Raw genomic sequence first — 21,453 nt, 5'->3', positions numbered from 1 at the left:
TTCATCTTGACTCGATACGATACAATATGTATCGCTTAGAGTCATGACAACCCCATTCACCAATCCGCCGCCCGGACGGCGCGTGTCGCGCGGCGCCTCAGTGCCCCGATGCAAAGCGATGGCCCTATGAAGGCCATCGCATCCGAGGCTTTTCCCCCGCGCCGCTCCTCCCGGCGCTTTGTCTGCCGGCGCGCAACTGGCGGGGCGGCCCGTGACGGCCGCCCCGCGCTTTCCCGACATGTCCAGGCGGGCTCCCTCGAGCACGAGATCGCGCTGGGTGGGATCGCATTGCCGGGAGTGCCTGGTGCGGCTTGGGCAATGAGGGCCGGGCAATGACAGCCAGCATCATCTCCTTCAAGGACGCCTCGACCCGGCTCTACCGCCAGGCCCAGTTGAAGCGCGAGCAAGAGCTGATCGAGGCGGCCGAAGCCGAGCTCGACAAGGCACCTGTCCTGTCCGAGCAGTTGATCATCCGCTCGCTCGCCCATCTCCGCGAGCGGGACGCAGGTCGGGATCGGGACGCGCCATGAAGCCGTCAGTCCCTCCCGCTATTGCGGGGCAGGGCGGAGTTTATCCTTGGGCCGACCAAAGGTCGGACCCGAGGGCCATGCTCCGCAATGACGGCCGCCGCACAAGCGAGGCCTGCCGATGAGCCGCTGGTATCGCGCCTATGCCGGCACGGTGAAGGACGACAAGCTGGCCGAGGTCGCGCTCATCGCGGCCTGCTCGCGCTCTGTCGCCATCGCGGTCTGGCACGCGCTGCTTGAAAGCGCCGCCGAGACCGATGATGGCGGGCGCTTCGAGACGACGCCGCGCCGCGTCGCTGCCGCCCTGTGTGAGCCGGCCGGCACGATCGCGGCGACCTTCGCCGCGATGGCCGAGATCGGCATGATCACGGGCGATGCGGTGAGCGCCTGGAAAACCCGCCAATATGAGAGCGACAAGAGCACGGAGCGCTCGCGCAGGCACCGCGAAGTCAAACGCAACGGCGAGGCTGCGTTGCCGGGACGTTGCGCAACGCCCCCAGAGTCAGAGTCAGAGGCAGAGTCAGATTCAGATGACGATTCCGCTGGCGCGGCATCGTCTGCGCCGCGCGCGCCTGATCTGGATCTGAATGAGGCGGAACGGCGCTGTGCTGAGGCCGCGGGCTCGGAGAGGCTCGGATCCTTCGCGCCGATCGCCGAATTTCTGCATCGCCAGGCCGATCTCGAACGCGACATCCTGCCGGTCATCCGGGCCAGGCCTGCGTCGGGCGGCAGGGTCAGCTCGTGGAAGTTCTATGGCCCGATCATCACCGAGGCGCTGCTGAAACGCAGCCCAACGCCAGCGAGTCAGGGGCCGCCAAAAACCTTCGTCGTCAAGGGCACGGCGGAATGGCGCGAGCGCGTGGCGGCCGGCCACAAGCCGGGGATGACGACGCAGGACCCCAGGACCAAGGCCGAGGGCTGGTATTTCCCGGCCCCTCAAAACCAGGGCCAGGCAGCAAAAGACATGGCAGCAAAGGACAAGGCAGCATGAGCAGGCCCGGAAAGAAGCGCGCGATGGTCTTGCGCGAGCCCAATGGACGCCCGCAGCGCCCGAGTGCCGCCGAGCGGCAGGCGGCGCGCCTCAAGCGCGAGCAGGGCGAGCGGGCGACCGTGCTGGCCCAGCCGCATCGCCGGGGCAATCAGGACCAGCTCTGCGCCTCGCCGCTCGGCCGGCATGTGCTCGATTGCCGCCTGCGCCGCGAGCTCTACGACGCGGGCGAGGAATATACCGAGACGACGCGGCGCTGGCGGGCGGCCAAGGGCGTGCCGGTCGGCCTCATCGTGGTCGGGGTGGGCTCGGGGCGGGAGTTGTCGGATGAGGTCGTCCTGCGCCTCCAGTCGCGTCTCAACGCCATGCGCAAGGCCGTCATCGACGGGGCAGGGGAGGCGACGCTCCAGGCGCTCGACCGCGTCGCCCTCGACCATGAGACCATTCCCGGCGCGGTCGGCTTCCGCGTCACGGCGGCGTTGCTCATCCTTGCCGAATATCTCGGGCTGGTCCCCCGCAATGCCCATCCGTATCGGTGAGGCGAGGGATCATGCCAACGTTGGGATCACGCCAGCAATCGCGTCGGCACGCCGAGCGCCGGGCCGGCCTCGGTGAGCCGCCGGTCGAGCGTGTGCACGGTGGCGCCATTCTCCGATGCGATGGCGAGATGCAGCGCGTCACCGGCGCGAAGCCCCAGCTCATGCTGATCGGCAAACTTCGCCGCCGCCCGGAACTGCCCGCTTGTCACGGCGAGGACGGTGAAGCTCTCGATGGTGAGCTTGTTGAACATGGCGAGCGCGGCCGCGCGCTGCTCCAGGCTGATCTGTCGCGTCCGCAATTTGATCGCCATGGCCGAGGACATCTCGGTGATGGTCCAGTCGCTGACCAGAAGCTGGGCTGGATCCTGCTCCGCCAGCCAGGTTTGTACCCGCGGCGTCATCGCTTCGTTGGAGAGCGCCGCCACGATCAGCGATGTGTCCAGGTAAAGCATCAGTAGCGGTCGCCATCCCGCATCGACCGCACCAGATCGGCGGCGCTCTCGGACTGCGCCGGCATGGTCACTGTGAGCGCCGCGAGCAGGGCGGCATCGATCGGCTTGCGCGGCCTGGCCACGGCGGTGAGCCGGGCAACCGGCTTGCCGCGCCGGGTGATCTCGATCGAAGCGCCCGCCTCGACGCGGTCGACCAGCTCGCTCAGATGGGCCTTGGCATCGGCCAGATTGACCGCGTTCATGTCAGGCTCCTGCATCTCACGCGTTCATGACTATCTAGATGGTCATATAGCGCGTCGCGCGTAAGAGTTCCAGCGCGGCTACCATGCCAAGTCGTGCGAAAGGCTAAACGAGGAAGCCGGTTGACTCCGATGTCTTTCAGGTCAACACTTAAGCAAATGCTACAGTATCAAACCAAGCCGCTCGACCTCGCCTTCCAGGCCCTGTCCGATCCCGGACGCCGCGCCATGGTCGAGCGGCTGTGTCTTGGTCCGGCCTCCGTCAGCGAGCTCGCCAGGCCCCTGCCGATGACCCTGTCGGCCGTGGTCCAGCACCTGAAGGTTCTGGAGGAAGCGGGGCTGGTGAAGAGCGAGAAGATCGGCCGCGTCCGCACCTGCAGCCTGGAGCTCAGGGCCATGACCCAGGTCGAAGGCTGGATCGCCGAGCGCAAGCGCTTCTGGGAACAGCAATACGATCAACTGGAGGCCTATCTGGCCCAAACCGCTCCAGAGGAGGACAAATGACCGTCACCAACGCCACATTTACCATCGAGCGCGTCCTGAATGCCTCGCCCGCACGGGTCTTTGCGGCCTATGGCAGCCTCGAGGCCAAGAGCGCCTGGTTCAAGGCGCCCTCGGACATCGAAACCCTGAATCGCGACTTCGACTTCCGCGTCGGCGGCAAGGAACGCTTTCACGCCCGTTGGCCCAGCGGCATGACCACCGATTTCCAGGCGACCTATCACGACATCGTCGAGAATGAGCGGATCATCCTCGTCTACGACATGTTCCACAACGGCGATAAGCTGTCGGTGTCGCTGCTGACGCTCGAACTCAGGGGCGAGGGTGGTAGGACCCGGCTGATCCACACCGAACAGGGCTCCTATCTGACCGGCGGCGTCGAGGCGGTGCAGGGGCGCGAGCACGGCACGACCTGGCATATCGACAATCTGGTCGCGGTCATCGAGGGGCGCGAACCGAGGGCCTTCTCATGACCATCGAACTCTTCGCCCATCCGTTCTCGTCCTATTGCCAGAAGGCGCTCATCGCCTTCTACGAAAACGAGATCCCGTTCACCTACCGGATGCTGGAGGACGCTGGCGTGGGCGAGGAGCTCGCATCGCTGTGGCCGATGAAGCGCTTCCCGATCCTGCGCGACGACGGCCGCGTCGTGCTGGAGGCCTCCATCGTCATAGAATACCTTGAGCTGCATTATCCAGGGCCGGTGAAGCTGATCCCCGAGGATCCCGACCTCGCCCTCGAGGCGCGCATGCTCGACCGCTTCTTCGACAATTACGTCATGACGCCCCAGGGCAAGTTCGTCCATGACGCGCTACGCCCGCCCGAAAGCCGCGATCCCTACGGTGTCGAGGAGGCGCGCAAGATGCTGGACACCAGCTATGCTTGGCTCGACCAGCGCATGCAGGGGCGCAGCTGGGCGGTGGGCGAGAGCTTCACCCTAGCCGACTGCGCCGCCGCGCCTTCGCTGTTCTATGCCGACTGGACCTATCGGATCCCTGCGCATTACGGCCATCTCCTGGCCTATCGCGCGCGCCTGCTGCAACGGCCGTCCTTCGCCCGCGCGGTCGAGGAGGCGCGGCGCTTCCGCCACTACTTCCCGCTCGGCGCCCCGGATCGGGATTAGAGCGTTTTCGAGCGAAGTGGACACCGGTTCTCCCGCGACAAACGCGAAGCGTTTGCGCGGAGAAAACGCGTCAAAACAAGGACCTAGGCGCCGTCGCAGAGCGCGTCCGCCCCCACTCACTTCCCCGCCTTGTGCACATCCGTCGCCAGCGTCAGCTCGTCGATCCTGGGGTCGTAGCGCAGCGTGGCGCGCGTCGCCCAGATGTTCTTGAAATGATAGAGCGGGATGATCGCGACGTCGCTGGAGACGAGCTTGACCGCGTCCAGCACCAGCTTGTCGCGCTTGGCCTCGTCGACTTCGCTGATCGCCGCGGTGGTGAGCGCGTCGAGCGCGGGGTTTGAATACTGCGCCCAGTTATAGAGGCCCCAGCCGGTCTGCTGGCTGCGGGTCGCGAGCAGGTCGCGCAGCAGGCCGGTGCCCTCCATCGAGTTATTGCTCCAGCTGCCGAGATAGGCGGAGAACTGGCTCTTGGCGCCGCGCGTGGAGTAGACGCTGAAGGGCATCGCGTCGATCGCGACCTCGACGCCGATGCGGCTCCACATCTGCGCCAGCGCCTGGGCGACCTCGACGCTGTAGGGCGTGCGGTCATTGGCGGTCGAGAGCGTCAGCCTGAAGCCGTCGGGGAAGCCGGCTTCGGTGAGGAGCGCCTTGGCCTTCTGCACGTCATAGGCCGGGACCGGCGTCTTGGCGTCGTAGCCGGGGATGCCGGCGGGCAGCCACTGGCCGGTCGGGGTCGCCGTGCCCAGCACCACGCGCTCGGTGATGCCGGCGCGGTTGATCGCCAATGAGAGCGCCTCGCGCACCTTCTGCTTGGTCAATGGCGAGGGCTCGATCTTCACCCCCTTCTTGTCCAGCACCGCGGGCGCGTCGGGCGCCGGCTGGATCATAGGCACGACATAGTTGACGCGCATGCCGGCGATCTCGGCGACCTTGACCTTGTCGGAGGATTGCAGGCGCGGCAGGTCGCTGGCCGAGGGCTGGTCGATGACGTCGATATCGCCCGCCAAAAGCGCCGCGGTGCGCACCGCGACATTGGGGATCAGCCGCAGCGTCACGCTCGTCCAGGCGGGCTTCTTGCCCCACCACGCGTCATTGGCAACGAGCTCGATGCGCTCGCCCGGCTGATAGGCCGAGAACTTGAACGGGCCGGTGCCGATCGCGGCCTTGCCGCTGTTGTAATCGGCCGTGGTCGCGTCCTGCCCGGCATGGCGCGAGACGATGGCAAGCCGCGTCAGGTCGCTCGGCAGATTGGGGATCGGCGTCGCCGTGGTCAGGCGGATCAGCAGCGGGCCCGCCACCTCGACACTGGTGATCGGCCGGATGATGCCGGCAAAGCCGCCGAGATTATTGGGCACGTCGAGCGCCCGCTTCAGCGTGAAGGCGACATCGTCGGCGGTGAACGGCTTGCCGTCATGCCAGGTGACGCCCTCGCGCAGGGTGAACTCCCAGACCGTCGGCGAGACCGCGCGCCAGGCCGTCGCCAGCCCCGGCGCGAGCTTGCCATCGGCCAGGCGGTCGACCAGCCGGTCGAAGATGTGGAAGGCGACGAGGTTGTTGGGGGTGGTCGAGTAGAAATGCGGATCGAGCGAATTGACGGAGCCGCCAAGCCCGATGGTCAGCTTCTCCGCCTGGGCCGGAACGGCGGCGAGCGAAGCGACGCCCATCGCAACGGCCAGAGCGCCGGCCCGCAGCGGCATCCACCGCGTCAGAGAAGAAGCCATGGCCATCCCCTTTATTATTGTATGTCAATAACTGATATTTGAAGACAATTTTTGGGGGCTGTCAAGGCGGGGCGGGGGAGGGGCTCTCCCGCGCGGGCGAAATGAAGCGAGGTGCCGAATGAAGGGCTCGGGGAACCCTTCTCCCGTGTGGGAGAAGGGCAGGGATGAGGGCCCGCCGCTGACTATTGAGGCGCAGCGGAGCCGCAGCGCCTTCTATTGAAAGGGCACACCCTCACCCCTACTCCTCTCACTGAACCCGGGTATACCCGGGTTCAGTGAGAGGAGTGTCGAAGTCGGGTAGACCCGACTTCGATGCGGGAGAGGGGTTCCCGCGCCTGTCTCACCGAACTCGGGCTTGCCGGAGTTCAGCACCCAAAGTGTCGAAGTCGGGTGGGCTCGGCTTCGATGCGGGAGCAGGGTTCCCCGCACCTTTTTGCCGGTCCATCATCACAGCCATGACGACCGAGCAACGCCGCTTCGCCAGACGCCTGCGCGCGCAGGCAACCGAGCCCGAGGACATCGTCTGGGGCCTGCTGCGCAACCGACGTCTCGACGGCCTCAAGTTCCGCCGGCAGGTGCCGCTGCTCGGCTACACCGTGGATTTCCTCTGCGTGGAGCGCAGGCTGATCGTCGAGATCGATGGCCGGCAGCATGATTGGGAACGCGACTACGATGTGGCCCGCACGCAGGAGATTGAGCACCACGGGTTCACCCTCCTGCGTTTCAGCAATGCGCAGGTTCGCGATGAGCGCGACGCAGTCGTGGCAGCGATCCGTAAGGCTGCGGGCTGACCGGGTTCTCCTCCCCGATGAGGGCCCGCGCCCAAACCAAAAAGGCGCCGCGGTGCAGTCGCGCGCCAACAATCAGCGGCACACCCTCACCCCTGCCCCTCTCCCATCCGGGAGAGGGGTTCCCCGCGCCTGTCTCATTCGTCACCGCCCACTGGAAAGCCTTCAATGAACGTAGCTTTTCGAGCGGGCGCTCTCGGCGAACCGGGCCACGGTGGGCTTGTGGCCTGAGAATCTCCTGACCAGAGCGCTCTGGTCATGAGATTCTCGAGGCAAGCCCACCGCTGTCCGGTTGGGGTTTTGGCCCCTGAGGGGATCATGCCCAGCTCTCCCTCGCGGCGAGATGAAGCGAAGTGCCGGATGAAGGGCGCGGGGAACCCTTCTCCCGCATCAAAGTCGGCTGTTGCCGACTTTGATACTTTGGGTGCTGAACTCGGGCAGGCCCGAGTTCAGTGAGAAGGGCAGGGATGAGGGCCCGCCGCTGATTATTGAGGCGCAACGGAGCCGCAGCGCCTTCTACTGCAAGGGCACACCCTCACCCCTGCCCCTCTCCCATCCGGGAGAGGGGTTCCCCGCGCTTGTCTCATTCGCTCCCGCCTACTGGAAAGCCTTCAATAATCGGAGCTTTTCGATCGGCGCTCGCGGCGAACCGGACAGTCGTGGGCCGCGTGTCAGGGATGATGCGGTGGTTCCTGGGCTGAACGGCAGGCAAGCGCCCGAAAGCCCTCAGGAGATCAGCGTCTCGGTCGCGCGGGCTGCGGCTGCCGCCACCAGCGGGGCGAGCTGCGCGATGGCCGCCTGGCGCTCGAAGCGCGTGGTCAGGGTCGAGAGATTGATCGCGCCGACGGCGCGGCCGGCCCGGTCATGCACGGCGGCCGAGACCGAGATCGAGCCCTGCTCCATGTTCTTCTCGGTCACGGCGAAGCCGGCGGCCTTCACCGCCTCGAGCAGCCGCATCATCTCGGCTGCGGTCTTGGCCTGGGTGCGCGACGGCACCGAGTCATGCGAGGCGTTCCAGACCTTCTCGATATGGGCGGGGGCGGAATGCCCAAGCAGCACCTGGCCCGAGGAGGAGGACAGCGCCGGGAAGCGGGTGCCGACCGGCAGGTTGATCGAGGAGATATGCGTGCTGGCGATGGTGGCGATGATGACGATGTCGGCGCGGTCGACCTCGACCCAGGAGATCGTCTCGCGCGTGCGCTCCGCCAGCTCGCGCATGGCAGGATAGGCGGCGTCGAGCGCCAGGTTCGAGGAGACCGCGCTCTGGGCGAAGCGGAAGACCTTTTTGGCGAGCGTATAGCGCTTGGTCTGCTCGTCCCGGTCGAGATAGCCGAGCCGTTCGAGCGTGTAGATGAAGCGCTGCGAGGCACTGCGGCCAAGCCCGGTGCGGATGGCGATGTCGGAGAGGCTCAAGGTCGCCGTGGTCTTGTCGAAGGTCTCCAGCACCTTCATCGCCTTGCCGACCGAGGCGACGAAGAGGCGCTCATCGATCTCGCCTGCGGCCGGGCCGGCATCGCCGCGCGGCAAGGCCGTGCTTGGGTTCGTCGTTGCGTCCGGCATGCGCCTTCAGGCTTTCCTGTCGATGAGGGGCAGGGTTAGCATCTTTGTGCGCCTGCTAAAACCCGGCGATTTAGCCCCGGAATGCGCCCCCAAAGCGCTGCTTGAGCAGGTTTTTCTGGATCTTCCCGAGCGTGTTGCGCGGCATCTCGGCAACCAGCTCGATGCGCTTGGGCACCTTGTATCCGGCCAGCGAGCGCTTGAGCGTGACGATCGCGGCGCTCGTATCGAAACCCTCCGTCCCGCTCGCGAGCTGCACTACCGCCAGCACCGCCTCGCCGAAATCGGCATGGGGCACGCCGATGACGGCGCTCTCGATGACGCCGTCGAGCGCATTGACGGCGGCCTCGACCTCGCGGGGATAGACATTGAGCCCGCCCGAGATGATCAGATCGGCACCGCGCCCGAGCACGCTGACATAGCCCTGCTCATCGAGCCGGCCGAAATCGCCGGTTCGAAACCAGCCGTTGCGGAAAGCCTGCGCCGTCTTGTCCGGATCCTGCCAATAGCCGAGGAACGGGTAGGGCTGGCGCAGTTCGATCATGCCGACGCTTCCCGCCGGCACGAGCTCGCTTTGCTCGTCGACGATGCGGATCGCCGAGCCGGGCAGGGGCAGGCCGGAGGTGTCGGGCCGGCGGCTGGAGTCGGGCCGGTTCGAGGTCGCGATCAGAACTTCCGTTAGGCCGTAGCGGTCGAGCAGGCGATGGCCGCTGCGCTCGGTGAAGGCCGCGAAGGCGTCGGGCCGCATCGGCGCCGAGCCGGTCACGAACAGGCGCATCCCGGCGCAGAGCGCCCGGTCGAAGCGCGCATCGGCCATCAGCCTGGCGTAATAGGTCGGCACGCCCGCAAAGATCGTCGCGCGCGGCAGCGCGGCCAGCACGCTCTCGGCCTCGAATTTCGGCAGCAGGATCATCGCGGCCCCGCCCGCCAGCGCCGGCGTCGTCGTGCCGAACAGGCCATAGGCCATCGGATTGGCGTGAAGCAGCGTGTCGGCCTGCGTGATGCCCCAGCAGGCGGCGAGCGAACGCGCATTCCAGATCACCGAGCCCGCCGAGAGCAGCGCGCCTTTCGGCCGCCCGGTCGTGCCGGAGGTATAGACCATGGCATTGGGATCGGAGGGCGCGACGCTCGCGAGCGCGTGCTCGGCCGGCAAGGTTTCGCTGCGGTCAATCAGCGTGCCGGTCCCGCCGGCGTCGAGGGTGAGGGCCTTGCAGCCGGCGGCGCGGACGACGTTCTCCCGCATCGGGTCGCAGACCACGAGCTTGGGCCTGGCATCGCCGAGGATATGGCTGATCTCGGCATCGGTCAGCCCGATATGCACGGGCACATAGACTGCGCCGAGCCGGCAGGCCGCGAGATAGAGCAGCACCGCCTCGGGCGATTTCTCGAGGATGCCGGCGACGAAATCACCCTTGCCCACCCCCTCGCGCGCCAGTAGGCCGGCATAGCGGGCGGTGATGCTGGCCACCTCGCCAAAGCGGATGACGCGCCCGTCGGCGTTTTCCATGAAGATGCGCCCGGTGTCGCGCACTGGGGCGACCAGGGCGGAATACACATTGGCGTCGTCGGGCACGGTGATGGCGGGCACGGTGATGGCGGGCATGGTGGTGGCAGACATGGCGTCGTCTTCCTGTTCCGCAGGGCTCGGAGCCCGTCTAGAAATTCCGTCCCGCATCCCGTGAAGCTGACCTGAGATGAAACGAGCGATATCAAGAGCTTCTCGCGAGCGAGATGAAGCGAAGTACCGGATGAAGGGCGCGGGGAACCCTTCTCCCGTGTGGGAGAAGGGCAGGGATGAGGGCCCGCCGCTGATTGTTGGGGCGCAACGGAGCCGCAGCGCCTTCTATTGAAAGGGCACACCCTCACCCCTACCCCTCTCCCATCCGGGAGAGGGGTTCCCGCGCCTGTCTCATTCGACCTTGCCCACTGGAAAGCCGTCAATGAACAGGACTTTTCGATCGGGTGCTCACGGCGAACCGGACAGTCGTGGGCTCGTGCCCCGAGAATCTTCCGACCAGAGTGCGCTGGTTTACGAGATGGTCGGGTCAAGCCCGACCATGACGCGCCTCGGATTTCAGATCTGCGCGGCATGTCCAAGCGCCCCCTCAGCTGCCCGTAAAAACCGGCTTGCGCTTCTGCGCGAAGGCGAGCGAGCCTTCGCGGTAGTCGGCGCTGCGGTCGGCCAGGTCGGACAGCGCCGCGATCTCGGCTGCGACCTCGGGAAGCCTTCCCTGCAGCATCGCATCGCAGGCGAGCTTGGCGGCCCGGATCGAGATCGGCGCATTGGCGATGATCGGTTCGGCCAGGCGTAGCGCCGCCTCGACGACATCGCCCGCGACCACCTCCGAGACCAGGCCGCAGGCGAGGGCCGCGGGCGCATCGATGAGCTCGCCGGTATAGAGCATGCGCCTGGCCATGCCGACGCCGGCCGTGGCGGCGAGAAGCTGGGTGGAGTCGGCCGGGTAGACCAGCCCGAGCTTGGCCGGCGGCACGCCGAAGCGGGCGGTCGCGTCGGCGAGCCGGAAATCGGCCCGCAGCGCCAGCGTGCAGCCGCCGCCGACGCAAGGCCCGCTGACCGCCGCGATCACCGGCACCGATGAGGCGGAGACGGCGGCATAGCAGGCCATGATCGCATCCCAATAGGCCTGCCGCGCCGGGGGATCATCGCGAACCGCGGCAAAGGCGCCGATCTCGTCGCCGGCGCAGAATGCGCCGCCACGCCCGGTCAGGATAATGGCGCGGATCGCGGGGTCCGACCGCAGCGCAATGAAGCTGTCGCCGAGCGCCTGCCAGGCCGCGGCGTTCAGGGCGTTGCGTTTGGCGGGGCGATTGATCGTGACGATGGCAATGCCCCCGCGACGCTCGCGCTCGATATCGGCCATGGCGCTTGCTCCGTAGATATTGCTATATAATAATCATTATTATGAGTGGCTCGGCAGCCTGTCAACCGCGGCCGGGACGGCCGGCCGCTTGACAGGGGCGCGAGTGAATATCAATATTCAATTACAGTTATTGTATATCGATAATGACCGCGCGGGCCGCCTCATGCAGATCCAAGACATGCAGATCAACGACATGCAGACAGACGAGATCACCATCAGCCAGCTCTGGGACCGGCGCGCCGCCGGCGACCCGGACCATGTCTATTGCCGCTTCGGGGATGAGAGCTGGACGATCGGCCGGCTCGACGCGGCCATCAACCGCCTCGCCAATGCGCTGCTCGCGACCGGGCTGAAACAGGGCGACCGCGTCGCGGTGATGCTGCCGAGCCATCCCGAGCACATCATCGTCATCTTCGCGCTGGCCAAGGCCGGGCTGCTGCGCATTCCCGTCAACACCCATCTCAAGGGTGCGGCGCTCGATTTCGTCTTCGACCGTTTCGAGCCGCATGCGCTGATCGCCGATGCGGCCTATGCCGAGCCGCTCGTGCCGGTCCTGGGGCGGTTGCCGGAGCTTGCGGTGTTCTGGCGCGGCGGCGAGGGCGCGCAAAGCCTCGCCAGCCTGCAAGAGCGTGGCAGCCCCTTGCCGCCGCCGGTGACGGTCGCGGCCGACGACATCATCGCGATTACCCCGAGTTCCGGCACCACCGGCGAGCCGAAAGGCGTGCTCAAGACCGACCGCAGCCTGCGCGCCGGGCCGATGGGCACGCTCGCCTTGACCGGCGCGGGAGCCGGCGACGTCTTCCTGCTCTGGGAGCCGCTGCATCACGGCGCCGGCGTCGCGGTGCTGATCGCGGCGCTGATGCAGCCGATCACGCTCGCCATGGTCGAGAAGTTCAGCGCCTCGCAATTCTGGGAGCAGGTGCGCCGCTTCGACGTCACCCATATCCATTATCTCGGCGGCGTGCTGCCGCTGCTCCTGAAGCAGCCGGCAAGCCCACGCGACCGCGAGCACAAGGTCCGGATGGCCTGGGGCGGCGGCTGCCCGCTCGATGTCTGGCGCGCTTTCGAGGAGCGCTTCGGCGTCTCGCTCTATGAGGGCTACGGCCTCTCGGAGATGACGACCTTCGTCACGATCAATCCCGAAGGCCGGCTCGGCTCCTGCGGCAGGCCCTTGCCCTTCTACGAGGTGCGCCTGCTCGACGAGGCGGGCGCCGAGGTCGCGGTCGGCGAGCCCGGCGAGATCGTGGTGTTGCCGCGCGAGCCCGGCCTCGCCTTCAAGGGCTATTTCCGCATGGAGGAGGCCGGCGAGGCGCTGGTCAGGGATGGCTGGTTCTCGACCGGCGACCTTGCTCGCCGCGACGAGGACGGCTTCCTGTATTATTGCGGGCGCAAGAAGGACAGCGTCAGGCGGCGCGGCGTCAACATCTCGGCCTGGGAGGTCGAACGCGTCGTCCTGACCCATGACGAGATCGAGGAATGCGCGCTGATCGGCGTGCCCAGCGAGATGGGCGACGACGACCTCAAGCTCTTCATCCGGCCCGCGCCCGGTCGCGCGCTCGATCCGGCCGGCCTCGTCGCCTGGTGCGAGCAGCGGCTGCCCTATTTCCAGATTCCGCGCTATATCGAAGGCATCGACGAATTCCCGAAGACGCCGACGCAGCGCATCCGGAAAAGCGAGCTGAGCCGCAGCGTCGCCGCGTGCTTCGACCGCGAAGGCGCCGGCTCGAAGCTCGGCAGGTAGCGGGGGAACGATGGCCGGATGGTTCCTTCAGCGCCTGCTCCAGGCCGGGTTCGTCATGCTGGCGATGACGGTGATCGTCTTCATCGGCATCAGCGTCATCGGCGACCCCGTCGCGGTGCTGATCTCGCCCGATGCCGATCAGGCCGAGCGGCTGCGCGCGATCACCGCCTTCGGGCTCGATCGCCCGCTCTGGGCGCAGTATCTGTCCTTCCTGAACGGGGCGCTGCATGGCGATCTCGGCCGCAGCTTCGTCTATAACGAGCCCGCCCTGAAGATCATCCTGCAGCGTATGCCGGCGACGCTTGAACTCGCCGTCTGCGCCATGCTGCTGGCGACCTTCATCGGTATTCCGCTGGGTCTCTATGCCGGGCTCAAGCCGAATGCGCCGCTGGCGCGGGTGATCATGACCGGCTCGATCCTCGGCTTTTCCCTGCCGGGCTTCTGGGTCGGCCTGCTGCTGATCATGGTCTTTGCGGTGCAGCTCGGCTGGCTGCCCTCGGGCGGGCGCGGCGAGACCCGGGTGTTCCTCGGCATCGGCTGGTCCTTCCTGACGCTCGACGGTCTGCAGCATCTCGTGCTGCCGGCGCTCAACTTGGCGCTGTTCAAGATCTCGCTGGTGATGCGGCTGGTGCGGGCCGAGACCCGCGAGGTCGTGCCCCAGGACTTCATCCGCACGGCCCGCGCCAAGGGCCTGCCCGAGGGCCGGGTCATCTTCCGGCACCTGCTGAAGAACATCATGATCCCGGTCGTCACGATCATTGGGCTCGAATTCGGTTCGGTGATCGCCTTTTCCGTGGTCACGGAGACGATCTTCGCCTGGCCCGGCATGGGCAAGCTGATCATCGACAGCATCCATGTGTTGGATCGGCCGATGATCGTCGCCTATCTCATGATCATCGTGTTGATGTTCGTGATCATCAACCTCCTCGTCGACTGCCTCTACACAGCGCTCGATCCGCGCGTGAGGATCGGCCGATGACCGCGCCGGCCTCAAGCGCAGAGATTGCGAGCCCGCCGCGCGCGACGCCGCTGCGCCGCTTCCTGCGCGCCTTCGCTTCGTCGCGTCTCGCCATGGCCGGCCTCGTCGCCTTCGCGGCGATCGTGCTCGCCGCACTTCTGGCGCCCTGGATCTCGCCGCAGAACCCTTACGACCTGATGCAGCTCGACATCCTGGACGGGCGCCTGCCGCCGGGCGCGATCTCGGGCACCGGCATGACCTTTTGGCTGGGCAGCGACGACCAGGGCCGCGACATGCTCTCGGCCATTCTCTACGGCCTGCGGATCTCGCTCTTCGTCGGCATCGCATCGGCCCTGCTGGCGGCGGCGGTCGGCACGACGCTTGGCCTGTTTGCCGCCTATGCCGGCGGTCGCATCGAGACCGCGCTGATGCGGCTCGTCGATCTGCAGCTCTCCTTTCCGACGATCCTGATCGCGCTGATGATCCTCGCCTTCCTCGGTAAGGGCATCGCCAATGTCGTGCTCGCGCTCGTCATCGTGGAATGGGCGGTCTATGCCCGCACCGCCCGCGCCAGCGCGCTGATCGAAAGCCGCAAGGAGTATATCGAGGCGGCTCGCGCCATGGGCGCGCGGCCGATGCGCATCCTGTGGCGCCACCTGCTGCCGAACTGCCTGCCGCCGCTGATGGTGATCGCCACCGTGCAGATCGCGCGCGCCATCGCGCTGGAGGCGACGCTCTCCTTCCTCGGCCTCGGCGTGCCCGTGACCGAGCCGAGCCTGGGCATGCTGATCGCCAATGGCTACCAGTACATGCTGTCGGGCAAGTTCTGGATCAGCTTCTATCCCGGCCTCGCCTTGCTCGCGACCGTGGTCGCGATCAACCTGATCGGCGACCATCTGCGCGACGTGCTCAACCCGCGCCGGCAAGTCGATTGACGGGGCAAGTCGACTGAAGCGGCAGGTCGACTGAAAGGGCAGGGCGGCTCACCGGCCTCTATGTTGGGGGCGCTGCCGGCGTCAGACCGTGACGGCGCATGATCTCCGCCATCCTGGCCCGGTCCGGCGGGCCACCGGCTGCGGCGTCGACGGCCGCAAACACCTCGCGAAAATACTCTGGACCGATCGCGGCCGGCGTGATCACGCAGAGCATCTTCGCGTCCTGGCTGCCGTTGTTGTCGAAGCGATGAACGGCGCCGCGCGGAATGCACAAGGCTTGTCCCGGCCCGACATCGATCTGTTTGCCGTCGACGGTCCAGGTCACCACGCCGTCCAGGCCGTAGATCGTCTCTTCGTAATGGTCATGGCTGTGCGCGGGAGCGGGCAGGCGCTGCGCGGCCGGGACCATCAGCTCAAAGGCCGCAATGCTGCCGTTCGAGTGATCTCCGGCCAACAGGAAGCGAACCGCGAGCCCCGTGCTGGTGATGGTCTCGTCGGCAGGATTGACGTGAGGGTCTATGACTGACTGAGGCATTGTCCGACCTCTCCAGGTAAATTACATTTACCAGACAACGGTAAACTCCGTTTACCAGAAGTCAATGCCTTATTCCGAAAGTGTGCCGATGAAGACCGAGGACATGCTGATCGGCGCGCTGCTGCGCGTTCCGGCGCAGGCGATCCAGCGCCGGCTCATCAAGGAGCTCAACGCTGCCGGTTTCGACGAGCTGCGCCTGCCGCATATGGCGGTCCTGCAGTTTCCCGGGCCGGACAAGGTTCGCCCGGTTACGCTCGCCGAGCGCGCCGGCATGAGCAAGCAGGCCATCAACCAGCTGCTGGGGAGCCTCGAGGGGTTCGGCTATATCACCCGGTCCGACGTTCAAGGAGAGGGCGGCGCGCGTCTGGTCTATTTTACCGAACGCGGGCACGCCGTGTTCGCCAAGATGGTCGACATCTTGCGCGACATCGAGCGCGAGTGGAGCGCCGAACTGGGGCCGGAGCGTTTCGCCCAGCTCAAGGCGCTGCTGTTTCTCGTCTGGGATAGTCCGCTGGCTCGCTAGCGTGTCTCCGAGCGAAGGGAGCCCAGGATCGGCGCCGCTGGCGCGGCTTGTCCTGACACGCCCTGTGACAACGACAAGCTGGTGAGACCAGCTATGCCGGTTTTCGATCGCTGCGGATCGTCTCGGCCGGGACGTCCTGCTCCGGTATGCGGCCCGACCAGTTGCCTTACGCCGGCAGGACGACGACCTTCGTCTTCACCGGCGTGCGGTCATAGAGATGGATCATGTCCTGGCTGAGCAGGCCGACACAGCCGCTGGTGATGCCCGAGCCGATCGTTTCCGGGTCGCTCGAGGCATAGATCGTGTAGAGCGTGTAGGCGCCGTTCTGGTAGAGATGGAGCGTGCGGGCGCCGAGCGGGTTGTCGAGCCCGCCGGGCATGCCGCGGGCATATTGCGCGGCCTCGGGCTGGCGCTTGATCATCTCCTTGGGCGGGGTCCAGGTCGCCCATTCGGACTTGCGCCCGACATAAGCCGCACCGTTCCAGCGGAAGCCGTCGCGGCCGACATTGGCGCCGTAGCGGGTGGCCGCGCCGTCCTCCTCGATGCGGTAGACATAGTAATTGCCGGGATCGACGATGATCGTGCCGGGCGCTTCCTTGGTCTCGTAGCGCACGGTGCGGCGGAAATATTTCGGATCGACCTTGCTGACATCGACCGCCGGAATCGGGAATTTCTCCTCCGGCACCGGCCCGTAGACCTTCTGCGCCTCGGCGAGGCTCATGCCGTCGGTCGTGGCGCAGCCGGCGAGGCCGAGCGCGCTGAGACCGGCAGCGGAGCCCGCCAGAAAGGCGCGGCGATCGAGAAGCCCCGCCTGAGGCTTAAGCCGAGCGCTCGCGTCCAGCTTGCCGGCATCCTCGCCGGCGGCGGCATTCCCACCATTCATGATCATGATCTTGGTCGTCCCATATCCTGTTGCCCGACGAGAGCATCGTCGCGCATAGCCCACTAAGCGTCTTGCCGAGCGGAGAGTGTCTTGCCGGGCGGAGATTGCCGTCACGGCGCGCGGCTGGCAAGCCTAGTGAACCGCTCCGAAGTTAATCCTCGATGAACCGCGATCAGGGCCCGACGAGTTGCCCGCCATCGACCACGATGGTCTGGGCGGTGACCCAGCTGGCTCTCGCGGAAGCGAGGAAGAGCACGACCTCGGCGACCTCCTCGGGCTTGCCCATCCGGCCGAAGGGGATGTTGGCCAGGGTCGATTGGTAAAGGTCGGGGTTGGAGGTCTTGCGGTCTTCCCAGGTGCCGCCTGGAAATTCGATCGAACCGGGCGCGACGCAGTTCACCCGGATGCCCTGCCGCGACAGCATCTTCGCCTGGCTCGCCGTGTAGTGCATCACGGCCGCCTTGACGGCGCCGTAAGGCGCCGAGCGCGACGAGGCCCGCAGCGCCGAGATCGACGAGACGTTCACGATCGACGAGCCCGGCTTCATATGGGGGATCGCCGCATGGCTGCCGCGGACCACCGCCATCATGTCGACATTGAGCGAGGCGGCCCAGCCCGCCTCGTCATCGGAATGGCCAAAGCCCGAGGCGTTGTTGACGAGGACGTCGAGCCCGCCCAGCGCCTGCACCGCCTCAGGCAGATAGGCCTCGATCGCATTCGCATCGGCGAGGTCGACGCTCGCCGCATGTGCGGTGACACCGAGCGCCTCAAGCTCCCGGCGCGTCGCTTCGAGCGGTCCTGCGCCCCGCGCGCAGATCGAAACGGCTGCGCCTGATGCCGCGAACCCAAGCGCAATGGAGCGTCCGATGCCACGGCTGCCGCCCATCACGATCACGCGCTTGCCCGTGAATTCCTTACCGGTGAATTCCTTGGTCATGCGGGCCTGCCCTTCTTGATTGCGTGTCGGCGCCTTTATAGCGGCGCTGAGGGGCTTGGTTTCAACCCCGACAGCATGCAGTGCCGACATGTGCAGGCGGCGTTGGCGTGCCCCGGCCCGGCCGGTCTCGCCGGCGCGGCATCATTGCAGGTCGCGGCGCCGGATCTCAGAGACCGTTTGAGAACTCGCTCAGCCCCCGCCCTGAGGAGCTGCGAAGCAGCGTCGCGAAGGATGAGGGCTCGGAGGTTTCCAGACATTCTCCTGGGGCATGCGGTTCATCCTCGGAACCACGCCGTCATCCCGGACAAGCAGCGTAGCGGCGCCGATCCGGGATCAATCGTAGAGCGTCATTCTCGGGCTTGCGCCCCGAGAATCTCATGACCAGCTAGCTGAAATCAGAGATGGTCAGGTCAAGCCCACGACTGTCCAGTTCGCCGCGAGCGCCGGATCGAAAAGCTCCGTCCATCGCAGGCTTTTTAGCAGGCGGGGGCGAATGAGACAGGCGCGGGGAACCCTTCTCCCGTGTGGGAGAAGGGCAGGGATGAGGGCCCGCCGCTGATTATTGAGGCGCAACGGAGCCGCAGCGCCTTCTACTGAAAAGGGCACACCCTCACCCCTGCCCCTCTCACTGAACCCGGGTATACCCGGGTTCAGCACTTGGAGTGTCGAAGTCGGGTAGACCCGACTTCGATGCGGGAGAGGGGTTCCCCGCGCCCTTCATTCGGTACTTCGCTTCATCTCGCGCGCCGTGCGTCATCCGCTCGGCGGTCGGCGTGTTTCTCTGCCAAGGCAGCATGCTCCAACTCCTTGTTTTTACGCGATTTCATGACGCGAACCGGTCTCTATCCCGCGCAAAAATGCTCTCGGAACGGGAGACATTTATAGCCTCTTAACCCTGCCGGACTAGGCCTGTGGGCGGTCAGTAAATCTCCAAAACCTGCGGTATCCGATGCCTGAATTCGACGTTGACAGCCTGGCGCAGGATGCCGTTTCCGACCGATTTCCGGCGCCCCGCAGCGATCGGCCCCTCGGTTCCGAGGCGCGCGACAAGACCGGGATCAAGACCTTGCCGGCTGTTCCGGTGCCCAACAGGCTCAGGCGCGCAAACCCGGTCCTGAATCCGGCGCCAGCGCAGGGGGGCAACTGCACGGGGCCCAAGCGCAAGGGGCCCAAGCGAACAGGGCCTTGCCCGGCCCTGCGGCGATCGCGGCATCCGTCGGCGGCGACAATCCGGCCGGGATTTCGCGATCGCAGCCGAGCCAGTCGAAGCGCAGCGAAGTGCGCTATTGGCGCACGCCGGACCGCCTGCTGAAGCAACCGGCCGAGCCGGAGATGCTGCCCTCAGCGGTGCCGGGCACCGATTACGCGCTCCATGATGGCGAGGCCGAAGCGGCTGCGGCCCCAGTGCGGGATGATGCCGCTCCAGTGCAGGATGATGCAGCCCCTGCCGATAATGTCGCGGCCTCGACGCCCTTCGCCTTGATCTCCGACCACGCCTTCTGGGAGCTTTTGCCGGAAAGCCGTCCGCAGGACGTCGAGGCCGAGCGGCTTGCCGACAAGACCGAGCCCGCTATTGCAGGCATGGCGCCCTTCGGGCTCGCCGAGGCGGACCCTATCGCGCCCCGCAAGGGCGTGGCTGTTCGCGTAAGCCTGCCGGCAACCGATCCTGGCGAGCGCTGGACGAGCGCGAGCCAGAGCTACACTGTCAGCCTCAAGCTGTCGCCGCGGTCATGGTCCGATGCCGGTCAGGGTAGGGCGCCTGCGACCCCTTCACCTGTCACGTCACTTGTCGTCCCACTTGCCGTCCCGCCTGCCGTGGACGTCTCACCCGCCGCCGCCGTCCCCGCGGCGAGCCGCGGGATAGTCGTCACACGCAAGACCCGCGAAACCGGGGCGGAGCAGGCAAACAAGCCTTCTCGCATCGAGCCTTCCATCATCAAGCCCTCCCGCGTCGAACCGTCTCGCGTCGAGCCTTCGCGCGCTGAGCCAACCCGCAGCGTGCCCACCCGCCTTGTTGCGCAGAGGGTTTCGCCGGCCGTGCAGTCGGCCGCCTTCGAGCTGCCGCCGATCACGATTCTCGCCGAGCCGCCGCGGACCTTCGAGGCCACCGTTCCCACCGAAATCCTGCAGCAGAACGCTGGCTTTCTCGAGGGCGTGCTCGAGGATTTCAACGTCCGTGGCGAAATCGTCCAGGCCTGTCCCGGCCCGGTGGTGACGCTTTACGAGCTTGAACCTGCGCCTGGCACGAAGTCGTCGCGGGTGATTGCGCTGGCCGACGACATCGCCCGCTCGATGAGCGCGATCGCGGCCCGCGTCGCCGTGGTCCAGGGCAAGAACGCCATCGGCATCGAGCTGCCCAACGCCAAGCGCGAGACCGTCTTCCTGCGCGAACTTTTGGCGAGCCAGGATTTCGAGAGCTCCAAGCACAAGCTCGCGCTGGGCTTAGGGAAAACCATCGGCGGCGAGCCGGTGATCGTCGATCTCGCCCGCATGCCGCATCTGCTCGTCGCCGGCACCACCGGCTCGGGCAAGTCGGTGGCGATCAACACCATGATCCTGTCGCTGCTCTACCGGCTGAAGCCGGAGGAGTGCCGCCTGATCATGGTCGATCCAAAAATGCTCGAACTCTCCGTCTATGACGGCATTCCCCATCTGCTCACCCCTGTCGTCACCGACCCGAAGAAGGCGGTCGTGGCGCTGAAATGGGCGGTGCGCGAGATGGAGGAGCGCTACAAGAAGATGTCGAAGGTCTCGGTGCGCAACATCGACGGCTTCAACGCCCGCGTCGGCGAGGCGAAGGCGGCCGGCGAGGTCATCACCCGCACCGTGCAGACCGGCTTCGACAAGCATTCCGGCGAGGCGATCTATGAGGAGGAGGTCATGGACCTCGAGCCTCTGCCCTATATCGTCGTCATCGTCGACGAGATGGCCGATCTGATGATGGTCGCGGGCAAGGAGATCGAGGGCACGATCCAGCGGCTGGCCCAGATGGCGCGCGCGGCCGGCATCCATGTCGTGCTGGCGACGCAGCGTCCTTCGGTCGACGTCATCACCGGCACGATCAAGGCGAACTTCCCGACCCGGATCTCCTTCCAGGTCACCTCCAAGATCGACTCGCGCACGATCCTTGGCGAGCAGGGCGCCGAGCAGCTGCTCGGCCAGGGCGACATGCTCTACATGGCCGGCGGAGGGCGCATCACCCGCGTCCACGGCCCCTTCGTCAGCGATGCCGAGGTCGAGAAGGTCGTCGCCCACCTGAAGACGCAAGGCCGGCCGCAATATCTCGAGGCCGTCACCTCCGAGGAGGAGGAGGGCGCAGGCGAGGGCGAGGACGGCGCGGTCTTCGACAAGAGCGCGATGGGTCAGGCCGAGAGTGACGACCCTTACGACCAGGCGGTGGCGGTGGTGCTGCGCGACAAGAAGGCCTCGACCTCCTATATCCAGCGCCGTCTCCAGATCGGCTACAACCGCGCCGCCTCGATCATGGAGCGGATGGAGAACGAAGGCATCGTCGGCCCCGCCAACCATGCCGGCAAGCGCGAAATCCTGGTCGAAACCGGGCGCGCCAGAGAAGACGAGGATTGAACCGTAAGCGTGGCCTGACGGGCGTGGTCCTTGGTTAGG

The 21,453-nt window shown here is 66.4% G+C and carries 21 protein-coding genes; 12 read left to right on the top strand and 9 right to left on the bottom strand.

The features are described 5' to 3' along the window. Positions 1-332: 332 nt before the first annotated feature. The 3 genes from RMR04_RS20275 to RMR04_RS20265 all read left to right on the top strand — a co-directional run bounded on the left by RMR04_RS20275 (position 333) and on the right by RMR04_RS20265 (position 2,054). Positions 333-530 carry a hypothetical protein gene (locus RMR04_RS20275; protein ID WP_311910159.1) on the top strand — a complete coding sequence of 66 codons (198 nt, stop codon included), beginning with the start codon at positions 333-335 and terminating at the stop codon, positions 528-530. A 118-nt stretch (positions 531-648) separates the two neighbouring features. Next, positions 649-1,518 (top strand): hypothetical protein, encoded by an 870-nt coding sequence (locus RMR04_RS20270; RefSeq protein ID WP_311910157.1) that lies wholly within the window; start codon positions 649-651, stop codon positions 1,516-1,518. Then, the gene (locus RMR04_RS20265) at positions 1,515-2,054 is read left to right on the top strand and encodes a hypothetical protein (protein WP_311910156.1); all 540 of its coding nucleotides are present in this window, start codon (positions 1,515-1,517) and stop codon (positions 2,052-2,054) included. The genes RMR04_RS20270 and RMR04_RS20265 overlap by 4 nt, the downstream gene beginning before the upstream one ends. Before the next feature lie 26 nt (positions 2,055-2,080). Here RMR04_RS20265 and RMR04_RS20260 read toward each other — a convergent pair whose 3' ends face one another. Both RMR04_RS20260 and RMR04_RS20255 read right to left on the bottom strand, forming a co-directional pair. Next, on the bottom strand, positions 2,081-2,506 hold the full coding sequence (locus tag RMR04_RS20260; protein ID WP_311910155.1) for a type II toxin-antitoxin system VapC family toxin: 426 nt from the start codon (positions 2,504-2,506) through the stop codon (positions 2,081-2,083). Then, positions 2,506-2,748 (bottom strand): type II toxin-antitoxin system Phd/YefM family antitoxin, encoded by a 243-nt coding sequence (locus RMR04_RS20255; RefSeq protein WP_311910154.1) that lies wholly within the window; start codon positions 2,746-2,748, stop codon positions 2,506-2,508. The genes RMR04_RS20260 and RMR04_RS20255 overlap by 1 nt, the downstream gene beginning before the upstream one ends. A gap of 156 nt (positions 2,749-2,904) precedes the next feature. Here RMR04_RS20255 and RMR04_RS20250 point away from each other — a divergent pair, with 156 nt between their 5' ends. From RMR04_RS20250 to RMR04_RS20240, 3 genes are read left to right on the top strand one after another with little or no spacing between them, the layout of a single operon-like run. After that, positions 2,905-3,249: an ArsR/SmtB family transcription factor gene (locus RMR04_RS20250; RefSeq protein WP_311910153.1), complete on the top strand. Its 345-nt coding sequence runs from the start codon at positions 2,905-2,907 to the stop codon at positions 3,247-3,249. Next, entirely contained in the window at positions 3,246-3,719 is a 474-nt protein-coding gene (locus tag RMR04_RS20245; protein ID WP_311910152.1) for an SRPBCC family protein, read from the top strand. Before RMR04_RS20250 ends, RMR04_RS20245 begins: the two co-directional genes overlap by 4 nt. Beyond that, positions 3,716-4,369 (top strand): glutathione S-transferase family protein, encoded by a 654-nt coding sequence (locus RMR04_RS20240; protein WP_311910151.1) that lies wholly within the window; start codon positions 3,716-3,718, stop codon positions 4,367-4,369. Before RMR04_RS20245 ends, RMR04_RS20240 begins: the two co-directional genes overlap by 4 nt. Before the next feature lie 116 nt (positions 4,370-4,485). Here the strand turns inward: RMR04_RS20240 and RMR04_RS20235 are convergent, their stop codons facing one another. Further along, the gene (locus tag RMR04_RS20235) at positions 4,486-6,090 is read right to left on the bottom strand and encodes an ABC transporter substrate-binding protein (RefSeq protein WP_311910150.1); all 1,605 of its coding nucleotides are present in this window, start codon (positions 6,088-6,090) and stop codon (positions 4,486-4,488) included. A gap of 455 nt (positions 6,091-6,545) precedes the next feature. Here RMR04_RS20235 and RMR04_RS20230 point away from each other — a divergent pair, with 455 nt between their 5' ends. Further along, a complete protein-coding gene (locus RMR04_RS20230) occupies positions 6,546-6,881 on the top strand; it encodes an endonuclease domain-containing protein (RefSeq protein ID WP_311910149.1) in 336 nt (111 codons plus the stop codon). Between the two features lie 723 nt (positions 6,882-7,604). On the opposite strand, the gene RMR04_RS20225 is transcribed toward RMR04_RS20230, so the two are convergent. The 3 genes from RMR04_RS20225 to RMR04_RS20215 all read right to left on the bottom strand — a co-directional run bounded on the left by RMR04_RS20225 (position 7,605) and on the right by RMR04_RS20215 (position 11,317). Continuing rightward, positions 7,605-8,438, bottom strand: coding sequence for an IclR family transcriptional regulator (locus RMR04_RS20225; protein ID WP_311910148.1), 834 nt, complete (start codon positions 8,436-8,438; stop codon positions 7,605-7,607). Positions 8,439-8,508: 70 nt separating this feature from the next. Further along, positions 8,509-10,053: an AMP-binding protein gene (locus RMR04_RS20220; RefSeq protein ID WP_311910147.1), complete on the bottom strand. Its 1,545-nt coding sequence runs from the start codon at positions 10,051-10,053 to the stop codon at positions 8,509-8,511. 487 nt (positions 10,054-10,540) lie between these two features. Continuing rightward, the gene (locus RMR04_RS20215) at positions 10,541-11,317 is read right to left on the bottom strand and encodes an enoyl-CoA hydratase/isomerase family protein (RefSeq protein WP_311910146.1); all 777 of its coding nucleotides are present in this window, start codon (positions 11,315-11,317) and stop codon (positions 10,541-10,543) included. Between the two features lie 163 nt (positions 11,318-11,480). On the opposite strand from RMR04_RS20215, the gene RMR04_RS20210 reads away from it, so the two are divergent. Genes RMR04_RS20210 through RMR04_RS20200 form a run of 3 tightly spaced genes read left to right on the top strand, consistent with a single transcriptional unit; the run spans position 11,481 to position 14,951 of the window. Continuing rightward, the gene (locus RMR04_RS20210; RefSeq protein WP_311910145.1) at positions 11,481-13,058 is read left to right on the top strand and encodes an AMP-binding protein; all 1,578 of its coding nucleotides are present in this window, start codon (positions 11,481-11,483) and stop codon (positions 13,056-13,058) included. A gap of 10 nt (positions 13,059-13,068) precedes the next feature. Further along, positions 13,069-14,037, top strand: coding sequence for an ABC transporter permease (locus tag RMR04_RS20205; protein WP_311910143.1), 969 nt, complete (start codon positions 13,069-13,071; stop codon positions 14,035-14,037). Next, the gene (locus RMR04_RS20200; RefSeq protein WP_311910142.1) at positions 14,034-14,951 is read left to right on the top strand and encodes an ABC transporter permease; all 918 of its coding nucleotides are present in this window, start codon (positions 14,034-14,036) and stop codon (positions 14,949-14,951) included. The genes RMR04_RS20205 and RMR04_RS20200 overlap by 4 nt, the downstream gene beginning before the upstream one ends. Before the next feature lie 58 nt (positions 14,952-15,009). Here RMR04_RS20200 and RMR04_RS20195 read toward each other — a convergent pair whose 3' ends face one another. Beyond that, positions 15,010-15,486: a cupin domain-containing protein gene (locus RMR04_RS20195; RefSeq protein ID WP_311910141.1), complete on the bottom strand. Its 477-nt coding sequence runs from the start codon at positions 15,484-15,486 to the stop codon at positions 15,010-15,012. A 64-nt stretch (positions 15,487-15,550) separates the two neighbouring features. On the opposite strand from RMR04_RS20195, the gene RMR04_RS20190 reads away from it, so the two are divergent. Next, the gene (locus RMR04_RS20190; protein ID WP_311910139.1) at positions 15,551-16,009 is read left to right on the top strand and encodes a MarR family winged helix-turn-helix transcriptional regulator; all 459 of its coding nucleotides are present in this window, start codon (positions 15,551-15,553) and stop codon (positions 16,007-16,009) included. A 166-nt stretch (positions 16,010-16,175) separates the two neighbouring features. Here RMR04_RS20190 and RMR04_RS20185 read toward each other — a convergent pair whose 3' ends face one another. Together RMR04_RS20185 and RMR04_RS20180 are read right to left on the bottom strand one after the other, a co-directional pair. Next, positions 16,176-16,898 (bottom strand): L,D-transpeptidase, encoded by a 723-nt coding sequence (locus RMR04_RS20185; protein ID WP_311910138.1) that lies wholly within the window; start codon positions 16,896-16,898, stop codon positions 16,176-16,178. A gap of 166 nt (positions 16,899-17,064) precedes the next feature. Continuing rightward, a complete protein-coding gene (locus tag RMR04_RS20180) occupies positions 17,065-17,829 on the bottom strand; it encodes an SDR family NAD(P)-dependent oxidoreductase (RefSeq protein ID WP_311910137.1) in 765 nt (254 codons plus the stop codon). A gap of 1,185 nt (positions 17,830-19,014) precedes the next feature. On the opposite strand from RMR04_RS20180, the gene RMR04_RS20175 reads away from it, so the two are divergent. Continuing rightward, on the top strand, positions 19,015-21,414 hold the full coding sequence (locus tag RMR04_RS20175) for a DNA translocase FtsK (RefSeq protein ID WP_311910136.1): 2,400 nt from the start codon (positions 19,015-19,017) through the stop codon (positions 21,412-21,414). The last annotated feature ends 39 nt before the right edge of the window (positions 21,415-21,453 follow it).

Source organism: Bosea sp. 685 (assembly GCF_031884435.1).
In the GTDB taxonomy this organism is placed as follows: Bacteria; Pseudomonadota; Alphaproteobacteria; order Rhizobiales; family Beijerinckiaceae; genus Allobosea.
This window is presented reverse-complemented; position numbering and strand designations above follow the sequence as displayed.